This is a genomic window from Ectopseudomonas oleovorans, assembly GCF_003052605.1.
Taxonomy (GTDB): domain Bacteria; phylum Pseudomonadota; class Gammaproteobacteria; order Pseudomonadales; family Pseudomonadaceae; genus Aquipseudomonas; species Aquipseudomonas oleovorans_A.
Window position 1 is genome coordinate 25,050 of record NZ_QASO01000100.1, and the last position, 17,893, is coordinate 42,942.

General features: G+C 61.1%; 10 protein-coding genes and 8 pseudogenes. 7 read left to right on the forward strand and 11 right to left on the reverse strand.

Features of this window, described 5'->3' with window-relative positions; all coding sequences use genetic code 11:
- Window positions 1-107: 107 nt before the first annotated feature.
- Window positions 108-1,399: pseudogene (gene gspE / locus DBO86_RS16725) on the reverse strand (type II secretion system ATPase GspE); the annotation flags it as partial.
- 31 nt (window positions 1,400-1,430) lie between these two features.
- Between gspE and DBO86_RS16730 the strand changes: the two are divergent.
- A pseudogene (locus DBO86_RS16730) lies at window positions 1,431-2,257 on the forward strand (type II secretion system protein GspD); the annotation flags it as partial.
- 534 nt (window positions 2,258-2,791) lie between these two features.
- Here the strand turns inward: DBO86_RS16730 and DBO86_RS16735 are convergent.
- Window positions 2,792-4,495 carry an amidase gene (locus tag DBO86_RS16735; RefSeq protein ID WP_108234271.1) on the reverse strand — a complete coding sequence of 568 codons (1,704 nt, stop codon included), beginning with the start codon at window positions 4,493-4,495 and terminating at the stop codon, window positions 2,792-2,794.
- A 215-nt stretch (window positions 4,496-4,710) separates the two neighbouring features.
- Here DBO86_RS16735 and DBO86_RS16740 point away from each other — a divergent pair, with 215 nt between their 5' ends.
- A complete protein-coding gene (locus DBO86_RS16740; protein WP_003461909.1) occupies window positions 4,711-5,067 on the forward strand; it encodes a DUF7079 family protein in 357 nt (118 codons plus the stop codon).
- 143 nt (window positions 5,068-5,210) lie between these two features.
- Window positions 5,211-5,600, forward strand: coding sequence for a GFA family protein (locus DBO86_RS16745; RefSeq protein WP_108234272.1), 390 nt, complete (start codon window positions 5,211-5,213; stop codon window positions 5,598-5,600).
- A 6-nt stretch (window positions 5,601-5,606) separates the two neighbouring features.
- On the opposite strand, the pseudogene DBO86_RS16750 reads toward DBO86_RS16745, so the two are convergent.
- Window positions 5,607-6,310, reverse strand: a pseudogene (locus DBO86_RS16750) (class I SAM-dependent methyltransferase).
- A 48-nt stretch (window positions 6,311-6,358) separates the two neighbouring features.
- Between DBO86_RS16750 and DBO86_RS16755 the strand changes: the two are divergent.
- A pseudogene (locus tag DBO86_RS16755) lies at window positions 6,359-6,526 on the forward strand (AI-2E family transporter); the annotation flags it as partial.
- Window positions 6,527-6,956: 430 nt separating this feature from the next.
- On the forward strand, window positions 6,957-9,173 hold the full coding sequence (locus tag DBO86_RS16760) for a putative bifunctional diguanylate cyclase/phosphodiesterase (RefSeq protein WP_108234273.1): 2,217 nt from the start codon (window positions 6,957-6,959) through the stop codon (window positions 9,171-9,173).
- 188 nt (window positions 9,174-9,361) lie between these two features.
- Here the strand turns inward: DBO86_RS16760 and DBO86_RS16765 are convergent.
- Window positions 9,362-10,383, reverse strand: a pseudogene (locus tag DBO86_RS16765) (IS30 family transposase).
- Between DBO86_RS16765 and DBO86_RS16770 the strand changes: the two are divergent.
- Window positions 10,346-10,441 (forward strand): annotated as a pseudogene (locus DBO86_RS16770) (protease); the annotation flags it as partial. The pseudogenes DBO86_RS16765 and DBO86_RS16770 sit on opposite strands and share 38 nt — an antisense overlap.
- Window positions 10,442-10,453: 12 nt before the next feature.
- Here DBO86_RS16770 and DBO86_RS16775 read toward each other — a convergent pair.
- The 5 genes and pseudogenes from DBO86_RS16775 to DBO86_RS16795 form a co-directional block, all read right to left on the reverse strand.
- Window positions 10,454-12,121: a sensor domain-containing diguanylate cyclase gene (locus DBO86_RS16775; RefSeq protein ID WP_003461921.1), complete on the reverse strand. Its 1,668-nt coding sequence runs from the start codon at window positions 12,119-12,121 to the stop codon at window positions 10,454-10,456.
- A gap of 315 nt (window positions 12,122-12,436) precedes the next feature.
- Window positions 12,437-12,862, reverse strand: a complete 426-nt coding sequence (locus DBO86_RS16780; protein WP_104727960.1) for a GNAT family N-acetyltransferase — start codon at window positions 12,860-12,862, stop codon at window positions 12,437-12,439.
- A gap of 75 nt (window positions 12,863-12,937) precedes the next feature.
- Window positions 12,938-13,507 (reverse strand): DUF1285 domain-containing protein, encoded by a 570-nt coding sequence (locus DBO86_RS16785; protein ID WP_003461924.1) that lies wholly within the window; start codon window positions 13,505-13,507, stop codon window positions 12,938-12,940.
- A gap of 104 nt (window positions 13,508-13,611) precedes the next feature.
- A complete protein-coding gene (locus DBO86_RS16790; protein WP_084341703.1) occupies window positions 13,612-14,214 on the reverse strand; it encodes a DUF4823 domain-containing protein in 603 nt (200 codons plus the stop codon).
- Window positions 14,215-14,287: 73 nt separating this feature from the next.
- Window positions 14,288-15,064, reverse strand: a pseudogene (locus tag DBO86_RS16795) (radical SAM protein); the annotation flags it as partial.
- Between the two features lie 283 nt (window positions 15,065-15,347).
- Here DBO86_RS16795 and DBO86_RS26780 point away from each other — a divergent pair.
- Window positions 15,348-15,913 (forward strand): annotated as a pseudogene (locus DBO86_RS26780) (NAD(P)-binding domain-containing protein); the annotation flags it as partial.
- Here DBO86_RS26780 and DBO86_RS16805 read toward each other — a convergent pair.
- Complete coding sequence (locus tag DBO86_RS16805) at window positions 15,869-16,129, reverse strand: type II toxin-antitoxin system MqsA family antitoxin (protein WP_322726717.1); 261 nt, start codon at window positions 16,127-16,129, stop codon at window positions 15,869-15,871. The pseudogene DBO86_RS26780 and the gene DBO86_RS16805 sit on opposite strands and share 45 nt — an antisense overlap.
- 815 nt (window positions 16,130-16,944) lie before the next feature.
- On the reverse strand, window positions 16,945-17,893 hold a 949-nt coding region (locus DBO86_RS16810; protein ID WP_108234275.1), incomplete at its 5' end, for an IS1182 family transposase.

A 17,893-nucleotide genomic window follows, 5' to 3' on the forward strand; every position in this document is an offset into this window, starting at 1 on the left:
TAAATAATGTAGGAGCGGCTTCAGCCGCGATTCACAATCACGCGCGGCCGAAGCGGAATGCCGCCCAGCCGCTCCCACAAGAGCCAATGCCAACATCCCACTCGCCATCATTCCTCTCGCGTCACGCGCAGCACTTCCTCGACCGTGGTCACCCCTTCCAGCACCTTGCGCCGGCCATCGTCACGGATGCTCGGGCCCAGCGTGCGGGCATGACGGGTCATGTCCTGCTCGGAAGCACGGCTGTGCACCAGAGTGCGCATGGTTTCATCGAAGACCACCAGTTCGTAGATGCCGGTACGCCCACGATAGCCCTGTTGATGGCAATGGGCGCAACCACGGGCGTGGTAAAGCGTCGGCGGCGAACTGGCCGGCACACCGAGCAGCGCGCATTCGGCCTCATCGGCCGCATAGGGTTCCTTGCACGACGGACACAGCACCCGCACCAGGCGCTGGGCCAGCACGCAGAGCAGCGATGACGACAGCAAAAAGGGCTCCACGCCCATGTCCACCAGACGGGTGATGGCGCCAATGGCGCTGTTGGTGTGCAGCGTCGACAGCACCAGGTGGCCGGTCAGCGAAGCCTGCACGGCGATCTCGGCGGTTTCCTTGTCGCGGATCTCGCCGACCATCACCACGTCCGGGTCCTGGCGCAGGATGGCGCGCAGGCCGCGGGCGAAGGTCATGTCCACCTTGGTGTTGACCTGGGTCTGGCCGATGCCTTCGAGGTGATACTCGATGGGGTCTTCGACAGTGAGGATGTTGCGCGTGTGGTCGTTGAGGCTGAGCAGGCTGGCGAACAGCGTGGTGGTCTTGCCCGAGCCGGTGGGGCCGGTGACCAGCAGGATGCCGTGCGGCTTGCGCACCGTCTCTTCCATGAGCTTGCGGTCCTCGGCGCGCATGCCCAGGTGCTGCAGAGACAGGCGCCCGACCTGCTTGTCGAGCAGACGCAGCACCACCCGCTCGCCGTTGGCCGAAGGCAATGTGGACACACGAATGTCCACCTCGCGCCCGCCGACCTTGAGCGAGATGCGTCCGTCTGCGGCACGCGCTTCTCGGCGATGTCCAGCCGCGCCATGACCTTCACCCGCGAGACCAGCAGCGCCGCCAACTCGCGCTTGGGCTCGAGCACCTCACGGAGGATACCGTCGACGCGAAAGCGCACCACCAGGCGCTTCTCGAAGGTTTCCAGGTGAATGTCGGAGGCGTTTTCCTTGATCGCTTCACCCAGGATGGCGTTGATCAGGCGGATGATCGGCGCATCGTCCTCCTGCTCCAGCAGGTCTTCGGTTTCCGGCACCTGATCGGCCAGCGAGGCCAGATCGAAACTGCCGCCGATGTCCTCGGCCAATTGCATGGAAGCGGAATCGTGTTGATAGGCCGCACCCAGCACCTGGGCGAACTCCGGCGCACTCAACACCTGCAGCGGCAGCGGCGGCAGCGGCGGCCTGGGCGGGTCAACTTCGCCGGCACCGGTCTGTCGGTGGGCAGCGTGCTGCAGATCCTGCAAAGTGACGAAATACCGGAAGACCTCACCCTGCCCGACGGCGCTATCATCGGCATCGGCAGCGACCGCTTCGGCGCACTGATCACCGCACTCTCGGCCAACAGCAAGAGCAACCTGCTGTCCACGCCGAGCCTGCTGACACTGGACAACCAGAAAGCGGAAATCCTCGTCGGGCAGAACGTGCCCTTCCAGACCGGCTCCTACACCACCGACGCCTCGGGTGCCGGCAACCCCTTCACCACCATCGAACGCCAGGACATCGGCGTGACCCTCAAGGTCACGCCAAGCATCAACGAAGGTGCCACCCTGCGCCTGGAGATCGAGCAGGAAATCTCCTCCATCGCCCCCAGCACCGGGCGCAACGCCCAGGCGGTCGATCTGGTGACCAACAAGCTCTCGATCAAGAGCATCATCCTCGCCGACGACGGTCAGGTGATCGTGCTTGGCGGGCTGATTCAGGACGACGTCACCCAGGCCATCTCCAAGGTGCCACTGCTGGGCGACATTCCTTTGCTCGGTGGGCTGTTCCGCTCCACCCGCGAATCTCATATCAAACGCAACCTGATGGTCTTCCTGCGGCCGACCATCGTCCGCGATGGCGCCGGCCTGGCTGCACTGTCAGGCAAGAAGTACAGCGACATTCGCATCATCGGCAACGGCGGCCCGGACAACGGCCGCCCCAGCATCCTGCCCAGCACCCCAAGCCAGCTGTTCGACGGCCAAGGCGCACCGGCGGTGGATTTGCGGCAGTAACGATAGGGCGTCATCTCGTGGGCGGGTGTAATCCGCCGCAATGGCAATCGCGGGTTGCACCCGCCCTACGCGCTGAATTGTGGAGCACCACAAACCGTGGGAGGCGCTTTAGCGGCGACAGGCTCTACAGCTGTCGCGGCTGAAGCCCCTCCCACTGAGCCAGCACGGCTTGCCTCCCCTCTTCAATTCACAGGTGACCGATACATCGTAGGGCGGGTGAAACCCGCCAGAATGGAGATGGCGGGTTGCACCCGCCCTACGCGCTAAATTGTGGAGCGCCACAAGCCGTGGGAGGCGCTTTAGCGGCGACAGGCTCTACAGCAGTCGCGGCTGAAGCCCCTCCCACTGAGCCAGCGCGGCTTTCCCCCTCTCCCGTTTACGGGAGAGGGGCCGGGGGAGAGGGCTGGATCGATGTGCCTCTGTAGAGCGAGCTCTGCTCGCGAAAAGCGGTTCGCTAGCGACGCTCGCTCCTACACAACTGTCGGCCAAGCCTTTTCGCGGCGAGGGCGCCGCTCCTACAGCCCTTGCGGGCACTCACCCCAACGCCGGTGTACGCGGCGGCACCAGGCGTTTGCTGCCGGTCGACTCATAGGCGGCCGCCAGTTGCAGCAGCGCCGAATCATCATAGGCACGGCCGGCGAAGGTCAGGCCCACCGGCATGCCGATATCAGCCATCACGCCCATCGGCACGGTGACGGTCGGCACGCCCAGGTGACGGATCGCCAGGTTGCCATTGGCCACCCACACACCGTTACTCCAGGCGATATCGGCGGATGCCGGGTTCACGTCGGCATCCGCCGGGCCCACGTCGGCCACGGTGGGGAACAGCACCGCATCCAGGCCCAGTTGATCCATCCAGTCTTCCAGATCGATCTTGCGCGTGCGCTCCAGACCGCGCAGGCCGTCGGGCAGCGTAGCGATCTGGTCCCAGGGTTTGATCCCACGCTTGGCCATATTGACGTACTCGTCCATGCCCGCCGCCAGGTCGCCCTCACGGTTCGGCAGCGTGCCGGGGTCGTGGGGGAAGATCTGCGAGCCATCGACGTCGGCCAGGCGGTTGAGTTTAGGATCACCATTGGCCTGCAGGAAATCGTCGAATGCCCAGCCGCTCAGCTCCCACAGCTCGTCATGCAGGAACTCGGGCGTGACGATGCCGCGATTGAATACGGTCGGCGCACCGGGGCGATCACCCTCGCAGTTGGACACCAGCGGGAAGTCGACTTCCACCACCTCGGCGCCGGCCGCTTCCAGTGCCTGGCGCGCCGCTTCCCACAGGGCGATCACCGTCGGCCGGGTGTGGATGCGCTGGCCGGTCGGGCCGCCAATGCCCGGATTCTCGCTGGTGCCAGCGGCTTCGTCCTTGTTGATGAACATCTTCGGCACGCCAAGGCGCTTACCCTTCAGCGCATCGGCCTTGGCCGCCAGCGCCAGGTAGGACGCGGGACGCACCTCCGAGGCTTTCGGGATCGGCACCCAGGGCTGCAAACGCCACAGGTCGCCGCGGCTGTCGGCATCGTCGGCCACCACCACATCGAGCACTTCCAGCAGGTCGGCCATGGTCCGGGCATAGGGCACGACCACGTCCATGGTCGGCGTCAGCGGCCAGTTACCGCGCACCGAGATCACCCCGCGCGACGGCGTGTAGGCGCACAGGCCGTTGTTGGAGGCCGGGCCACGCCCGCTGGACCAGGTTTCCTCGGCCAGACCAAACGCGGAGAAACTGGCAGCGGTTGCGGTGCCGGCACCATTGGACGAGCCCGAGGCGAACGGGGCCGTCAGGTAATCGGCGTTATACGGGCTTTCGGCGCGGCCATAGACACCGCGCTGCATGCCGCCATTGGCCATCGGCGGCATGTTGGTCTTGCCCAGGCAGATGGCGCCGGCCGCGCGCAGGCGCTCGACGGTGAAGGCATCACGCTGCGCCACCAGGTCCTTGAACGCCGGGCTGCCGGAGGCCGCTGTCAGCCCCTTGACCAGGTAGCTGTCCTTGGCTGTGTAGGGAATGCCATCGAGCGGGCTCAGCGTCTCGCCGCGAGCGCGGCGCGCATCGGAGGCCTCGGCCTCCTTCAGCGCGTCGGGATTGCGCACCACCACCGCGTTGAGCCGGGTCGGCGTATCCGCGCCGTCGTAGGCGTCGATACGCGCCAGATAGGCCTTGACCAGTTCGACCGCAGTAGTGCGGCCGGACTCCAGCGCCGCGCGCAGCTCGGCAATGGAAACTTCGGTTACCTCGATCATGGTGTCATCACTCGCAGATAGCGGGCCGCGTCTACGGCCACGGATACGAAAACAGCGCTTGCACGGTCGACGCTCACGGGCAGATTCAGTCATGCAAATATGTGTCCGATGATACATCCCGTCAGGCCTTCGCAGCAGCCCGCGCCAATGGCCAGGATGCGCGCCAGCCATTACATTCTCGCCACCGATTACGCTGCATTGGGCAGAGCAGGCTTATGACCCGCGAAGAACGCATTTATCTGTGGTCGGCGCTATCGGACGTATTCGTCGACACCGAAGTCGACTACGGATACATCGCCCGTCAGGTGGCAGGTTTCGACCGTGCCACAGTACAAGCCGCCTTCTACCAGGACGTCGCTCCCGCGTGCTACTCCAACATGCTCGCGCCCATCCCACCGATCTGGACAGGCTTCGACAGCGCCTGGCTGAGCGCAACCATCGAGCAAGCCCAGGCAGCGCGACGGAACTCCACCCTGCGCCGTCTGCGCGACCGACTCTTCATCGCCTACCTGCGCCGCGCCCTGAAGCCGGAATGGGCGAAGATCGAGCAGGAACTGGATCTCGAACCGTAGGAGCCCGCTTGCGGGCGATGCTTCTATCAGGATCGCCCGCGAGCCGGCTCCTGCAGAGTCATCATCCTGCTCTTAACTAGCGAGCACTAAGCCGCCTCCTGCGATGTTCTCAGTCCCTGCACACGAAACAGGAGAACATCGCCATGCCCCACCTCACCGGCGGCTGCCTCTGCGGCCAGGTGCGTTTCGAAACCAGCGGCCAGCCTTATCGGGTCGGCGTGTGCCACTGCATGGACTGTTGCAAGCACCACGGAGCCCTATTCCACACCTCGGCGATATTCCCGCAGGACGCGGTGAAGGTAGAGGGCGAAACCGACCAGTACGCCCGCCGCGACTTCTGCCCGCACTGCGGCTCGCCGGTGTTCGCACGCTCGGGGGATGAAGTCGAGGTGAACGTCGGCTCGCTGGACGAACCGAACCAGTTCACCCCCACCTACGAACTCTGGACCATCCGCCGCGAAGCCTGGCTACTGCCCTTGCCCTTCGAACGCCACTACCCAGGCGACCGCGACCGCCGCACGCGTCACGAGTAGAACCGCTCAAGCATCGGCTGCGCGCCGGCTTACCCAGCCGTGCATCAGCCCGGCCTGGAAAAACTGCACCGGCGCATCGAAACCGGCGGCCTGGATGATGCCAGCCACCTGCTGCGCCGGTAACACCGCCACGTCACGGGCGTAGGCTGCACGCGCACGTTCCAGCATCTGCGCATCGACCCCGGCCGCAGCCATCAGCGTCATCCAGCCAGGCAGCAGTACCTCGTAGGCCGGCGACTGGATATCCGCCGCCAGGTCGACACTGGCCAGCAGCCCGCCGGGTTTCAGGCGCTGCGCGATCTGGTCGAAGAACGCGCTACGCACTGCCGGTTCGAGCAGAAACTGCGACACCAGAAAGCAGGTAGCGCCGTCGTAGGCCGCCCCAGGCGCCGGCGTATCCAGATAGCCCTCGTGAAAGTCGCAGCGCTGGGCAAAGCCACCGTGCTCCGCGCGCTGACGGCACACATCGAGCATCGCCCGGACGGGTCGAGCGCGGTGAAACGCCAGCCCGGAAAGCCCTCGGCCATGTGCGCGATTTCCGCCCCCGTGCCGGTGCCCACGCAGAGTATCCGCGCGTCGGCCGGCAGGTCGATGAACAGCGCATCGAGCAGCAGATACAGCGCCTCACGAATCGGCGCCATCCCCGCCCATTGCTTGTCGTAGCCCGCTGCCTGTTGATCGAACAGCGCCTTGATTTCCTCGTAACGCATGGCCATGCCTCCTTCGAAGGATCGCCCTCACGCCTTCCAGCATCCCAGATCGGCAAAGACACCCGCATGCCCGACTACCTGATCCTCATTTCCACCCTCGGCGGCCTGGCCCTGCTGGGTCTGAACGGCTTCGTGATCGGCCCGCTGGTGGCGGCACTATTCGTGGCCAACTGGAATCTGTTCGAGGCGAAGAAAAAGGTCAGGTTGCCGGATTGAGCCAAGCGAGGCAAATGTCAGCCTGTGGCATGGCACGGCGGACAATTGGTCGCCTTTCGCTATGTCGGCGTATCTGGCTGAGCGCCTCCCAAGCAACGCGCGCATCGAGCGGATGGAGGGGCTTTCTCACTACTCCTGCCTGTATGCCGCAGCGCCGATGATTTGTGAGCGTCTCGCCAGCGAGTAATGTTGGGTGGCTTGGCGACTCAACTACTGCCCTCGCAAGCGATTTTTGACGCACCGAGACCGAGAGCAGCGAAGCCAAAGAGGACGCATCTGATATGGTTTTCCGCGGCTGATCTGAGTCTTTTGGGGATTGGATCAGTGCCTTTATAAAAAGGCTCCCTGTGCGCTAGCCGAAAGTGCTCGATCGCTCACCATTTCAGGCTCTCTGAAGATCGGATGACATCGAGAGTCTTCAAGATCCCGCATGAATACTTGTTTCACGAGCGTTAACAGCAAGGCACTTTCCGAGTCGCAGCATGACATCCTCGACATGATCGCAACCGACCGTCATCTGGACGAAATACTCTGCGCCATTTGTCAGATGTTGGACGCACAGTCCCCCGAAATTTTCAGTTCAATTCTGCTTGCTGATGCCGAAGGCAAACGTTTGCTTAACGGTGCGGCGCCCGGTTTGCCGATTGAATACAGCCAGGCGATTCATGGAATGGCCATTGGCCCACAGGAGGGAACCTGCGGTACCGCTGCGTTCCGACGTGAGCTGGTGGTCACCGAATACATCGCGCTTGACCCAAGCTGGGAGCGTTTCCGTAGTCTGGCCCTGGGGCATAACCTGCACTCCTGCTGGTCGATGCCCTTGCTCTCCCATCAAGGACGCGTGTTAGGTACGTTTGCCTTTTACCAGAACCGCACCCATAAGCCGGACGAGGCGCAGATTCAACGACTGGGTTGCGCGGCCCAACTGGCTGCCATTGCGATCCGCCGTGAGTGTGACGGCCGAAGCCTGGAGGAAAGCGAACAACGTTTTCGTTCACTGTTCACCTACAACCCCAATCCGGTATTCGCCCTCGATCTGGCCGGCAGAATCCAGAATGCAAATCCCGCAAGTTTGAAGCTCAAGCCATACACCACTAGCGACTTGATCGGTCATCACTTTGTCAATCTGGTGATCGAGGAGGAGCAGCAACGGGTAGGTCGATATTTCTCTGCAGCCTGCATCGGCGAGCCCCAACGTTTCGAAGCCCGGGTTCGCGACGAGAACGAAACGTTGTTGACCATGGACATTTCCAACCTGCCGATCAGGGTCAATGGCGAGATCGTCGGGGTATTCGCAGTGGTCAGGGATATCAGCGAGCAGAAGCACTACGAGCGCGAGTTGAGCTTCAACGCCTGCCATGATCGCCTGACAGGTTTGCTTAACCGTGTGACTCTTGAAGATCGGCTTATTGAGGGCTGTCACATCAGTCGCCGGCACAAGCGTCGCATGGCGGTAATGTGCATCGATCTGGATGGATTCAAATCCATCAACGATTCGCTTGGGCACTATTTCGGCGATCAAGTGCTGATTGAGGTGGCGCAGCGTATGGCCCAGCACGTTCGTCCCGGCGATACCATCGTGCGCATGGGCGGCGACGAATTTATCGTTCTGCTGCCGAACCTGCTGCGTGATGACGACGTTGTATCGGTGGCCGAACGACTGATGGCGGGCATAGCCAGGCCCTACTGCATCCGAGGCATTGACCTGCACGTGAGCGCAAGTGTTGGCATCACCCTGAGCGATGGTTATACCGAGCCACCGATGCAGCTCATTCAGCAGGCTGACATGGCCATGTACAAAGCCAAGCAGCAGGGGCGCAATAATTTCCAGTGGTACACCAGCGATCTCAATGAGCGCGTTTGTGAAAACGCGAGACTACGCAACGACCTACAGAAGGCTATCGATACTGAATCGCTCGAGTTGCATTATCAGCCGCAGATAGAGACGCGTACGGGGCGAGTGTCCGGGATCGAAGCGCTATTGCGCTGGGAGCATCCGCAAAGAGGATTTATCTCACCAGCGGTATTTGTGCCAGTGGCAGAGGACAGTGGCCAGATCATCCCGCTAAGCCTCTGGGTACTCGATACGGCTTGCGCTCAACTGCGTCAGTTAGGCGAACAAGGCATAACAGGCATCTCGATGGCTGTGAACATTTCGCCAATGCATTTCCAGCGTGGTCATTTCGTTAAATTTGTCCAAACGATCCTGGAGAAGCACGGACTCCGCGGTGAGCAGTTGGAATTGGAGATCACCGAATCGCTTTTGCTGCATAACGCTGAACAAGCGATCGACACATTGCACCGGCTCAAGGCTTTGGGAGTGCGCATTGCGCTCGATGATTTCGGCACCGGATTTTCCAGTCTCAGCTATCTCAAACGCTTGCCGATAGACAAGATCAAGATCGACCGCTCGTTTATCCAGGAGCTCGGCACGGATTGCCACGATGCCGCAATCATTCAGGGCATTATCGCTATGGCCCACCACCTGAGCCTGACAGTGGTCGCTGAAGGTGTTGAAACCGAATCTCAGGCGGCTTTTTTAAAGGGCAGCAGGTGCGATGTGTTGCAGGGGTATCACTTTGCCAAACCGATGAAGTACGAAGCACTCGAGGTTTTCTTGAGGGGCAAAAGAATAGGCCTTCTTTGAAGGCTGGCCCCTCGCTGTGCTGCAGCCGCGAACTGTCAGCGAGTCTGCCGAAGTAGTCATACCGATAATTTACGGACCCGCTTTAGACCCGTTATCCGCCGCGGCCCAATTCAGCAAGGAAGCATGAACAACAATACACAGCTCCTCATTTCTATCCCAGGCGGTTGCAGGAGCTGAGTGCAACACGGTCATTGAATTGAAGCAGGAGCATCATGCCGCATAGCCATGGCCTTCTGCATCACCTCACCCATAACTTCGATGGGGCACTTGAAGTCGAAGCGCTTACGCGGACGCATGTTCAGTTGTAGTGCGATGGCATTCAGTTCTTCCTGGCTGTGTACCGTCAGGTCTGTGCCTTTGGGCAGGTACTGGCGGATCAGGCCATTGATGTTTTCGTTGCTACCGCGCTGCCAAGGGCTGTGCGGGTCGCAGAAGTAGATTGCCACACCGGTTCTCTGGGTGATCTCGGCATGCCGCGCCATCTCCCGTCCCTGGTCGTAGGTCATGCTCTTGCACATCGCCAGCGGCATGCCATTGAGCGCCGCACTGAAGCCTTCCATCGCCGAGGTCGCCGTCGCGTCGTTCATCTTCACCAGCATCAGGTAGCCACTGGTTCGCTCCACCAGCGTGCCTACACACGAGGCGCTGGCCTTGCCCTTGATCAGGTCGCCTTCCCAATGCCCAGGCATCAGCCGCTCTTCGATCTCCGGCGGACACGCATGAATGCTGACCATCTCGGGAATCTGCCCGCGCCGATCCACGCCGCCAGAGCGCGGCCGGCGTGTCGTCTTGCCTTGGCGCAGACAGATGATCAGCTCCTACGCCGCTCACCCACTGGCAGGGCATAGATCGCGTTGCGGATGGCCGCCCCGTAGATCGTCTCGCGACAGACGTAGGCATCTCGCAGGTTGGGTATGTTCATGCTGCGCAGCTTGCCGGCAATCTGCTCGGGAGACAAACGCTCACGCAGCATATGCGCCACCAACTCGAAGCGCTCACCACCCGGCAACAGCTTTCGCTTCGGTCGACACACCTGACGGCGGGCCTGCATCTGCTGCTGGGCCGTGCGGGCCGAGTAGCCGCCACAGACATCTCGATTGCGGCGCAGCTCCCGGCTGATAGTCGAAGGGGATCGGGTGATCAAGCAAGCAATCTTGCGCAGGCTGAACCCTTGCCCAGGACAGAACTGGACGCTGATCACCTCGCGCAATCCCGACGATATTCCTGCGTTCAACGAGGCCATCAGCCAGGCGTTGCTGGCGGCCTGAGCCAGCCTGCCGTCAATGATGCTCGATGCGATTTCGCCCGCCGCGCTTGGCGCAGTACAGGGCGATATCGCTGCGCGACAGGGCGGCCTCGACGCTGGCATCGCTGGCATTGAGCGAGGAGATGCCGACGCTGACGGCGAGGAAGATCGGTTCCCCGGCATGCAGGATCGGCGCCCTGGCCAGTTCGCTCTGGATGCGCGTGGCGAAGTGCATGGCCTTGTCCAGATTCGCGTCGCTGAGCACCACGGCGAACTCTTCGCCACCGAGGCGCCCGGCGGTGTCGGTCTTGCGCAGCTGGCTGCTTAGAATTCCCGCGAAATGGCGCAGCGCCTGGTCGCCGACATCGTGGCCCCAGCGGTCGTTGATGGTCTTGAAGTAGTCCAGGTCGAACATCAGGATCGCCGCACTCTGTTCAGGGCTGCGTTGCAGGCGCGCCAGCTCTGCCTCGAGCTGACACATGAAGTGCCTGCGGTTGGCGAGCTGGGTGAGGAAGTCGGTGGTGGCGAAGGCCTGCAGCTCGGCCTCGATCTGCTTGCGTTCGGTGACGTCAGTCATGAAGCCATGCCAGATCACGCTGCCGTCTGCTTCGCGGCGCGGGCAGGCTTCACCCTGGCACCAGGCGACTTCACGCCCCGGCACCTGCACGCGAAACTCCAGATACCAGTCCGTCAACTCCTCGGCCGATAGCTGCAGGGAATCGATGAAGGCCATGCGGTCATCCGAGTGAACGATGGTGGTCAGCGCCTCAGCGTCCTGCATCAGTTGCATGGCGCTGAGGCCACAGATGGCTTGCGCGCCGGCGCTGGCGTAGGTAACGGCGTACTTGCCATCGCTCTGCCGGCGGACCTGGAAGACCATGCCGGGGATTTCATTGGTCAGGTCGGTCATCAGGGTGGCGGTCTGCTGTACCTGCTCGGACAGGCGGCGCATGGCGGTGATGTCGGTGGTGGTGCCGATCATTCGCAGCGGTTTGCCGTGCTTGTCGCGCTCGACCACCTTGCCGCGGCTGCACACCCACTTGTACTGGCCGTCACGGCAACGCAGGCGGTGCTCCACCTCATAGGCATCGGTACGCTGATCCAGGTGTGCCTGGATGGTCGCGCGCACGTAGTCGAGGTCGGCTGGATGTACGCGGGTATAGCTCTCTTCGATGCGATTGCCGATTTCGTGGTCGGCATAGCCGAGCAGCGCTTTCCAACTGCTGGAGTAGTAAATCTCGCCGCTGCTGATGTCGCGGTCCCAGATCCCGGTGCCACTACCGGCGATGGCCAGCGCCATGCGTCGTTCACTATCGCGCAGGGCGGCGTTCTCATGGCGCTGCAGGGCTTCGTCGGTCTCGCGTGCCAGTAGATCGAGGGCCAGGGCGGCGAAATCCAGCAGAGCTTCGCGCTGTTTGGCGTCGAGTGTATGTGGCCGGTCGAAATGCAGGTACAGCGTGCCGAGCCGTGCGCCTGTTTGCGTCTGCAGTGGCCAGATGAGCGTGGTGGGCGAGGTTTCGCTGATGCCGATGATCTTCGCCACATCGCTCAGGCCAGGGCTGGCCCAGATACGGCGCGCAGAGTCGGCACCGGAAACCAGTACGACGGCCGAATCGAAATACCGGCCAAGCAGGCGCACTAAGGCATCGAACCGCTCATCATTGGCACTGCTGGGCGCATTGACCGAACATAGGGGCTGCATAGTGATTCTGTTTGGATAGAAACGCGGAAGACGTCTGATATTGATACGCCATTGGCGGGCTGGCGTCTAATCCCTCGTGCAGGTCAGGCAAATGCTCATCGACCGTTGCGCCGATTGCTCAGCCTCAGACGGCCCTAGCCAGAGCCTTTACGGCCCCATAGCTTGATTTCGAACTGGTCGAGCGCATCAGAATTGTTACGATATAACACCTGAATTATAGATATTTCGTCGATACGTTCCGGCCGACCGGACAACCCGCTGCCGCCTGGAGACGCGCCAGCCCGCGCAGCAAGCCAGCGTCCCCCCTCACCCCACTTAGAAAATGCAACGCCAGGGTCTGTTGCCGTTTCGCGCACGGCCGCGACGGAGCCAGTTTTGGTGGTAGGCGAAATCCACCAGGGCATTGCAGGCTTCGCTGGCGTAGCCACGGCTCCAGTAAGGCACGCCGATCCAATAGCCCACCTCGGCCTCGCCGCGGCCGATGTCCTTCAGCGCCATGCTGCCGACCAGCTTGCCGCTGGCCGACTCGGTGATGATGAAGTTGGCCGCCGTGCCACTGGCCCAATCCTGTGCGCAGCGCTCGATCCACTGCTGCGCCAGCTCGGGCGGATAAGGATGGGGAATGCTGCTGGTGACATCGGCAATGCGAAAATCACCAGCCAGACGTTGCACCTCGGCAGCATCCTCCGGCTGCGGTGGGCGCAGCGTCAGGCGTTCGGTTTCGATGCGATGCTCATCCATCCATATCTCCTGCCAAGCAGTAGCGTGGGCCGTGCGCATCGAGGTCTCTTGCGCAGCCCCACCGCACCAGATGCCTCAGGCCGGAGAAGGCCCGATGGGATAGAACTGCCCGGCACTCCACACCCCCAGCCAAGGCTTGCCGTCCACTTCGCGCTCCACCGCCAGCTCCACCAGTTGGTAGAACACGTTGCGATGAATCAGCGCTTCGAGGTTACGCCGCACCAGAATGTAGGGCGAGGGCTCGAGTGTCACAGGGTCGATCTCCACCCGAATTGGGTGCTCGGCGCCGGCCACCACTTCATCCTCGACATTGGTGATAAAGCGCAGCACCTGCGCTTCACCCTCACCTTCCACCTGCAGCGTCACGGCAACGAAGGGCGCGTCGTCTACCTTGATGCCCACCTTCTCCACCGGCGTGATCAGGAAATAATCGTCTCCGTCACGGCGGATGATGGTTGAAAACAACCGCACCATGGGTTTGCGGCCGATGGGCGTGCCCAGGTAATACCAGGTGCCATCGCGGGCGATTCGCATGTCGATATCGCCACAAAAATCGGGATTCCACAGGTGCACGGGAGGTAGGCCCTTGCCTTCACCCTTGGGGATCTGCGCCAGCAGGTCGCCCGCCTTGCCTGGATCGCTCATGGTCTTTCCTCGTCCAGTTCGATTCGAACGGACGAGGATACACCGTGCCACCTGTCGCGGCTAAAGCCCCTCCCACAAGAGCAGCGCGCCGATTGCCCCTATTCTTAGCGCCCCACACCCAACAGGCTGCGCGCATAGTCATGCAGCGGTGGGCCGATGAGGTCCTGCGGCTGGGCGTCGTAAAACGTCAGGAGTCCGCCACGGCTGCGAATGCGGGCGGTGTCCACCAGATAACGCGTGTTGGTTTCGATCAGCATCAGTTGGATCGATGCCCGGTCAGTGCCGAGGCGATCCACAGCCTCCTGATCCTCCCACTCCTCCAGGGTGCCGATACGGTCATCGCTGTAGGCGAAACGCGCATACAACAGATAATGCGCGCCAGCCCCGCGCGCCTCGGCCATGGCTTCATCCAGGCCTGCCGGCTGACGTGCGCGGCGCACCAGCGGGAAGTATTCGACGAAACCCTTGAACGCCTCCTCGGCCACCACATTGGGCCGCGGATAACCATGGCCTGGTGGCACGAAGTGGCCCTGGGCGATGTAGATGAAGGAGTCCTGCTGCAGGCGCCGCGAGGCCATGCGCTCGGTACGGCCGTGGTCGAGAAACCCGGCATCGCGCAGGTGGTACTCGGCGCCGCTGGCCAGATCGCTGACCTTCATGCACCCGGTCAGGCCCAGCAGCGCCACCAGTAGAAGCAGGTTACGCATGAATCCATCCTCCTCATGCCGGTGACGGAAAACCGGCGGATAAGGGATAGATGCAGGTTCTGCGCCAGCCTCGTCAAAGTCCGCGCTGCCACTCCTGACGTAGATTGGCCTGTTGCGGCCGCTCGATAGCCTCACGCACCTGCGCCAGCAGACGCGCCTTGTCACGCCCCAGATTGCCCTTGAGCACCAGATAGTTGGAAGCGTGATCACTGCGAAACACCGTCTGCTGCAATTCGAGCCCCTGCAGCAGGCGCTCAACCTCACCGAATAGCTGCAGTTGCGTCAGCGGCTGGTAATCGGTGAATTGCTCGCGAAAGCGCGCCTCACCCATGGGGAAACTGACCACCAGAGTGGAGAGGTACTCAGGTTGGGCCTCGTTCATCAGGCGCGCCGAGTTGTCCGCATGCTGATCGCTGAGCACCTGACCACCGAGCCCGTTGAGAATCATCACGGAGCGGGTGATGCCGGCCTGGCCAAGCTTGTCCAGGGCGCTAAGGCTGGACTCGAAGGTTTCACCCTTGTTGACCCGCGCCAGCACCTCGTCATCGCCGGATTCGCAGCCGACATAGGCCATCTTCAACCCGGCATCGGCCAGTTCCTTGAGCTCATCCACCGACTTCTTGCGCAGGTTGCGCGGCAGGCAATAGCTCGAGACCCGACGCACCTCGGGCATGTATTCGCGAATGGCTTGCAGGATGGCCAGCAGGCGCCGAGTCGGCAGCACCAGAGCATCACCGTCGGCGAGGAATACGCGGTTAACAATCAGTTGCTCGCCCGCACGACGAATCTCCTCCAGCACCTGCGCCTCATCACGGGCGCGGAATTTCTTCTGCGGCGCTGTGTACATCTGGTCGGTAGTTACCTCGCTAGAGTCCAAAGCCAGAACAAACCATGGCAACCCAATGATTTTTATCATTTTTTTCTATGACTAATTTTAGGAGTCACTCTGCAGGCGAGTCCTAGATCTATGAGTCGCCCTTGGTTTCGTAGACACATTGACAGGGCTACTACCGGCCCAATAGCAGTCCTTCAATGAGCGGTGCTCGAGTTGCCGCGCGTTTTTTCAAGGGCAAATGGAGACTCCTTCCGTCGAGACGCAGGGACCTCCATATGAAAATCGACGCTGAACGCCGATAGATGTCGTCATTATCGGTGGTAGGCAAGCCGCTTTAGCCACCGCATATTTTCCTGCGTCGTACTGGTTTGTTATTCGTGATGCTCGATGCCGATGATGGCCCCCGGCGGCGCCTAGCGTCACGGCTGGAACTCCTTGCGACTATTATCCCCAGCGAACTGGAGTTCAATTCCCGGCTGAATGATGCCTCCGGTTGAGGATGGCTACCCCACGCGCGATCACGTCGTCGATTACCTCGCGCGCTATGAAGATCGCTACCAGCTTGCGGTCCAGCGCCCCGTGCGGGTCAACTCGGTGGAACGCATCCCGGGGGCGCTGCGCGTTCGTGCCGAGCATGAGCATTGGGCGCCAGGGCGGTGGTAAGCGCCACCGGTACCTGGAGCCATCCACATATCCCCCACTATCCCGGCAGCGAGATCTACGGCGCCAGCAGTTGCACTCGGCCCACTATGTCGAGGCGCAGCCGCTCGCAGGTAAACGCGCGCTGGTGGTAGGCGGTGGCAACTCCGGGGCGCAGAACTAGCAGAGGGTTCTAAAGTGGCCGATGCCACCTGGGTGACGCCCATCAGCAATGGCCGCATTGACCTGCTTGGAGAAAGCGCGCATTTCGCACATCACCCGATCCGACTCCACTGCATCTAAATTAGATTCAGCACAGGCCGGACAGAACTCGCCAGTTACAGCAGTGATGACGGTGGTTGCACCCTTGTAGGTATAAGGCAGGTCGTGGGTGTCGTGGATCAATTCCGCTACGCCGCAAACAGGACATTTCATGTTCATAGCTCCTTGAAGGACACGATCAGCATGCCGTCAAAGATCGCCAGCGTAAGAATGCTTGCCTGGCGCCTGATGGCACTGAGCAACCTTTTTGTCCAAATGCCTTGCGACAACATAGCCTACGAAGCCCGCCACACTCAAGGCTACGAGTACGCCCCCTAATGCGATCATCAGCATGCTTGCCTGGTTCATCTGATTCTCCGTTCGCTGTGCCAGATATGACAATACCATCAGCTTGGCCTGCGCCTCATCGACTACACATAGCGGCATGATATCAACGGTCCGGGTCTGAGCGTGTTTGCCCGGCTCTTAACGACTACAAATTGCGGCAGCGTATCAGCGGTCCGCATGTGGTCGTGCTTGCGCCGGCTCTTAACAACTACAATGAATGCTCATGCTACTACCCGCCAAAAGTGTAAGCGATGGAACTGGTTGCGCCTAACTCCGCTGATTGAAACGATGGCTGCAGGTTCGATCGCAGATCCGCAACCTGAACCTCAAGTGAAGCCAGTCATGCGCTCTAAGTCATTTGATTTTGTTCTATCCAAAAGCGCTGGTTCCACTGGGCGATAGTCAAAGAGTGCTTCTGGCCAGAAAGGGGCCGACCCCGGCATTGGTGAGCCGGTCAGAAGCTGGGAATTACCAGCCGGCTGTAATTGGCCCAGAGTGTGTAAAAACACTTTCTTATCGTGTGTGCCTCAGCCCATTGCTCTTGGGCGTGGTGATTTCCCGATTACTTACCACGATCAGCGCTGGTAACGCCTCAGAGCGCGTATGAAGCGCTGCGGCACCTCCTGGAGCAGCAAAAAAAGGGGCTTTTACGCCGTCATCGCCTTCAACAAGCCTTCGGTGCCGATGATTTTCATCACCCGCTTCAAGTTATAGGCGAGCACATTCAAGCTCATTTCTGCACTCACCCCGTTCAGTTTTCGAGTCAGGAAGTGCATTGCCCCCATCCATTGTTTGAGCGTCCCGAAGGGATGCTCAACAGTCCGCTTTCGAACCCGCATCATCTCCGGTGCTTGGTTCAGCCGGCGTTGCATTTCCTCCAGCACAGCTTCATGTTCCCAGCGCCGTACTCGACGATTTGTGCTTGGCGTGCACTGGGTTTTCAGCGTGCAGCTCTGGCACTTTGAACTCCAGTAGCAGTGCATATTCATGCCTTTCTCAACGCTGGAGAATCGCCAGATCAGTGCCTCTCCCGCCGGACAGGTGTATTCGTTTTTCGTCGGGTCATACACGAAGGCATCTTTGTTGAATCGGCCATCAGCCTTGGCGCTTGAAGTCATTGGCTTAGGCACGTAGGCCATGATGTTTGCGTCGTGACAGGCAAGGATTTCTTCACCCTTGAAGTAGCCTCGGTCAGCCACCACGGACAGCGTTTCTTCGCCGATGGCTTCACGAGCCTGCTTCGCCATTGAACTGAGTTGGTCACGGTCGGAACCGCTGTTGGTGACCTCGTGAGCAACTATTAAATGGTGCTGCGTATCGACAGCCGTCTGCACGTTGTAGCCGACGATACCGCTGCCGCGCGTCATCATCGAACGGGCATCCGGGTCGGTCAGCGAAACCTGTTTGTCAGGGGAATTGTTGAGCTGAGTTTCGATCCCCTGAAGCTCTTTCATCTGCGCTTTGAGCTTGGCGATTTTATCTTCCAGGCTGGCCGTGTCTGGCGCGGAGGCGCTAGGAATCTGTCGATCAGCCGCATCGAGCGCAGCCAAATAACGGCTGATGCTCGCCTCGATTTCTTCCATGCGCCGCTTCAGT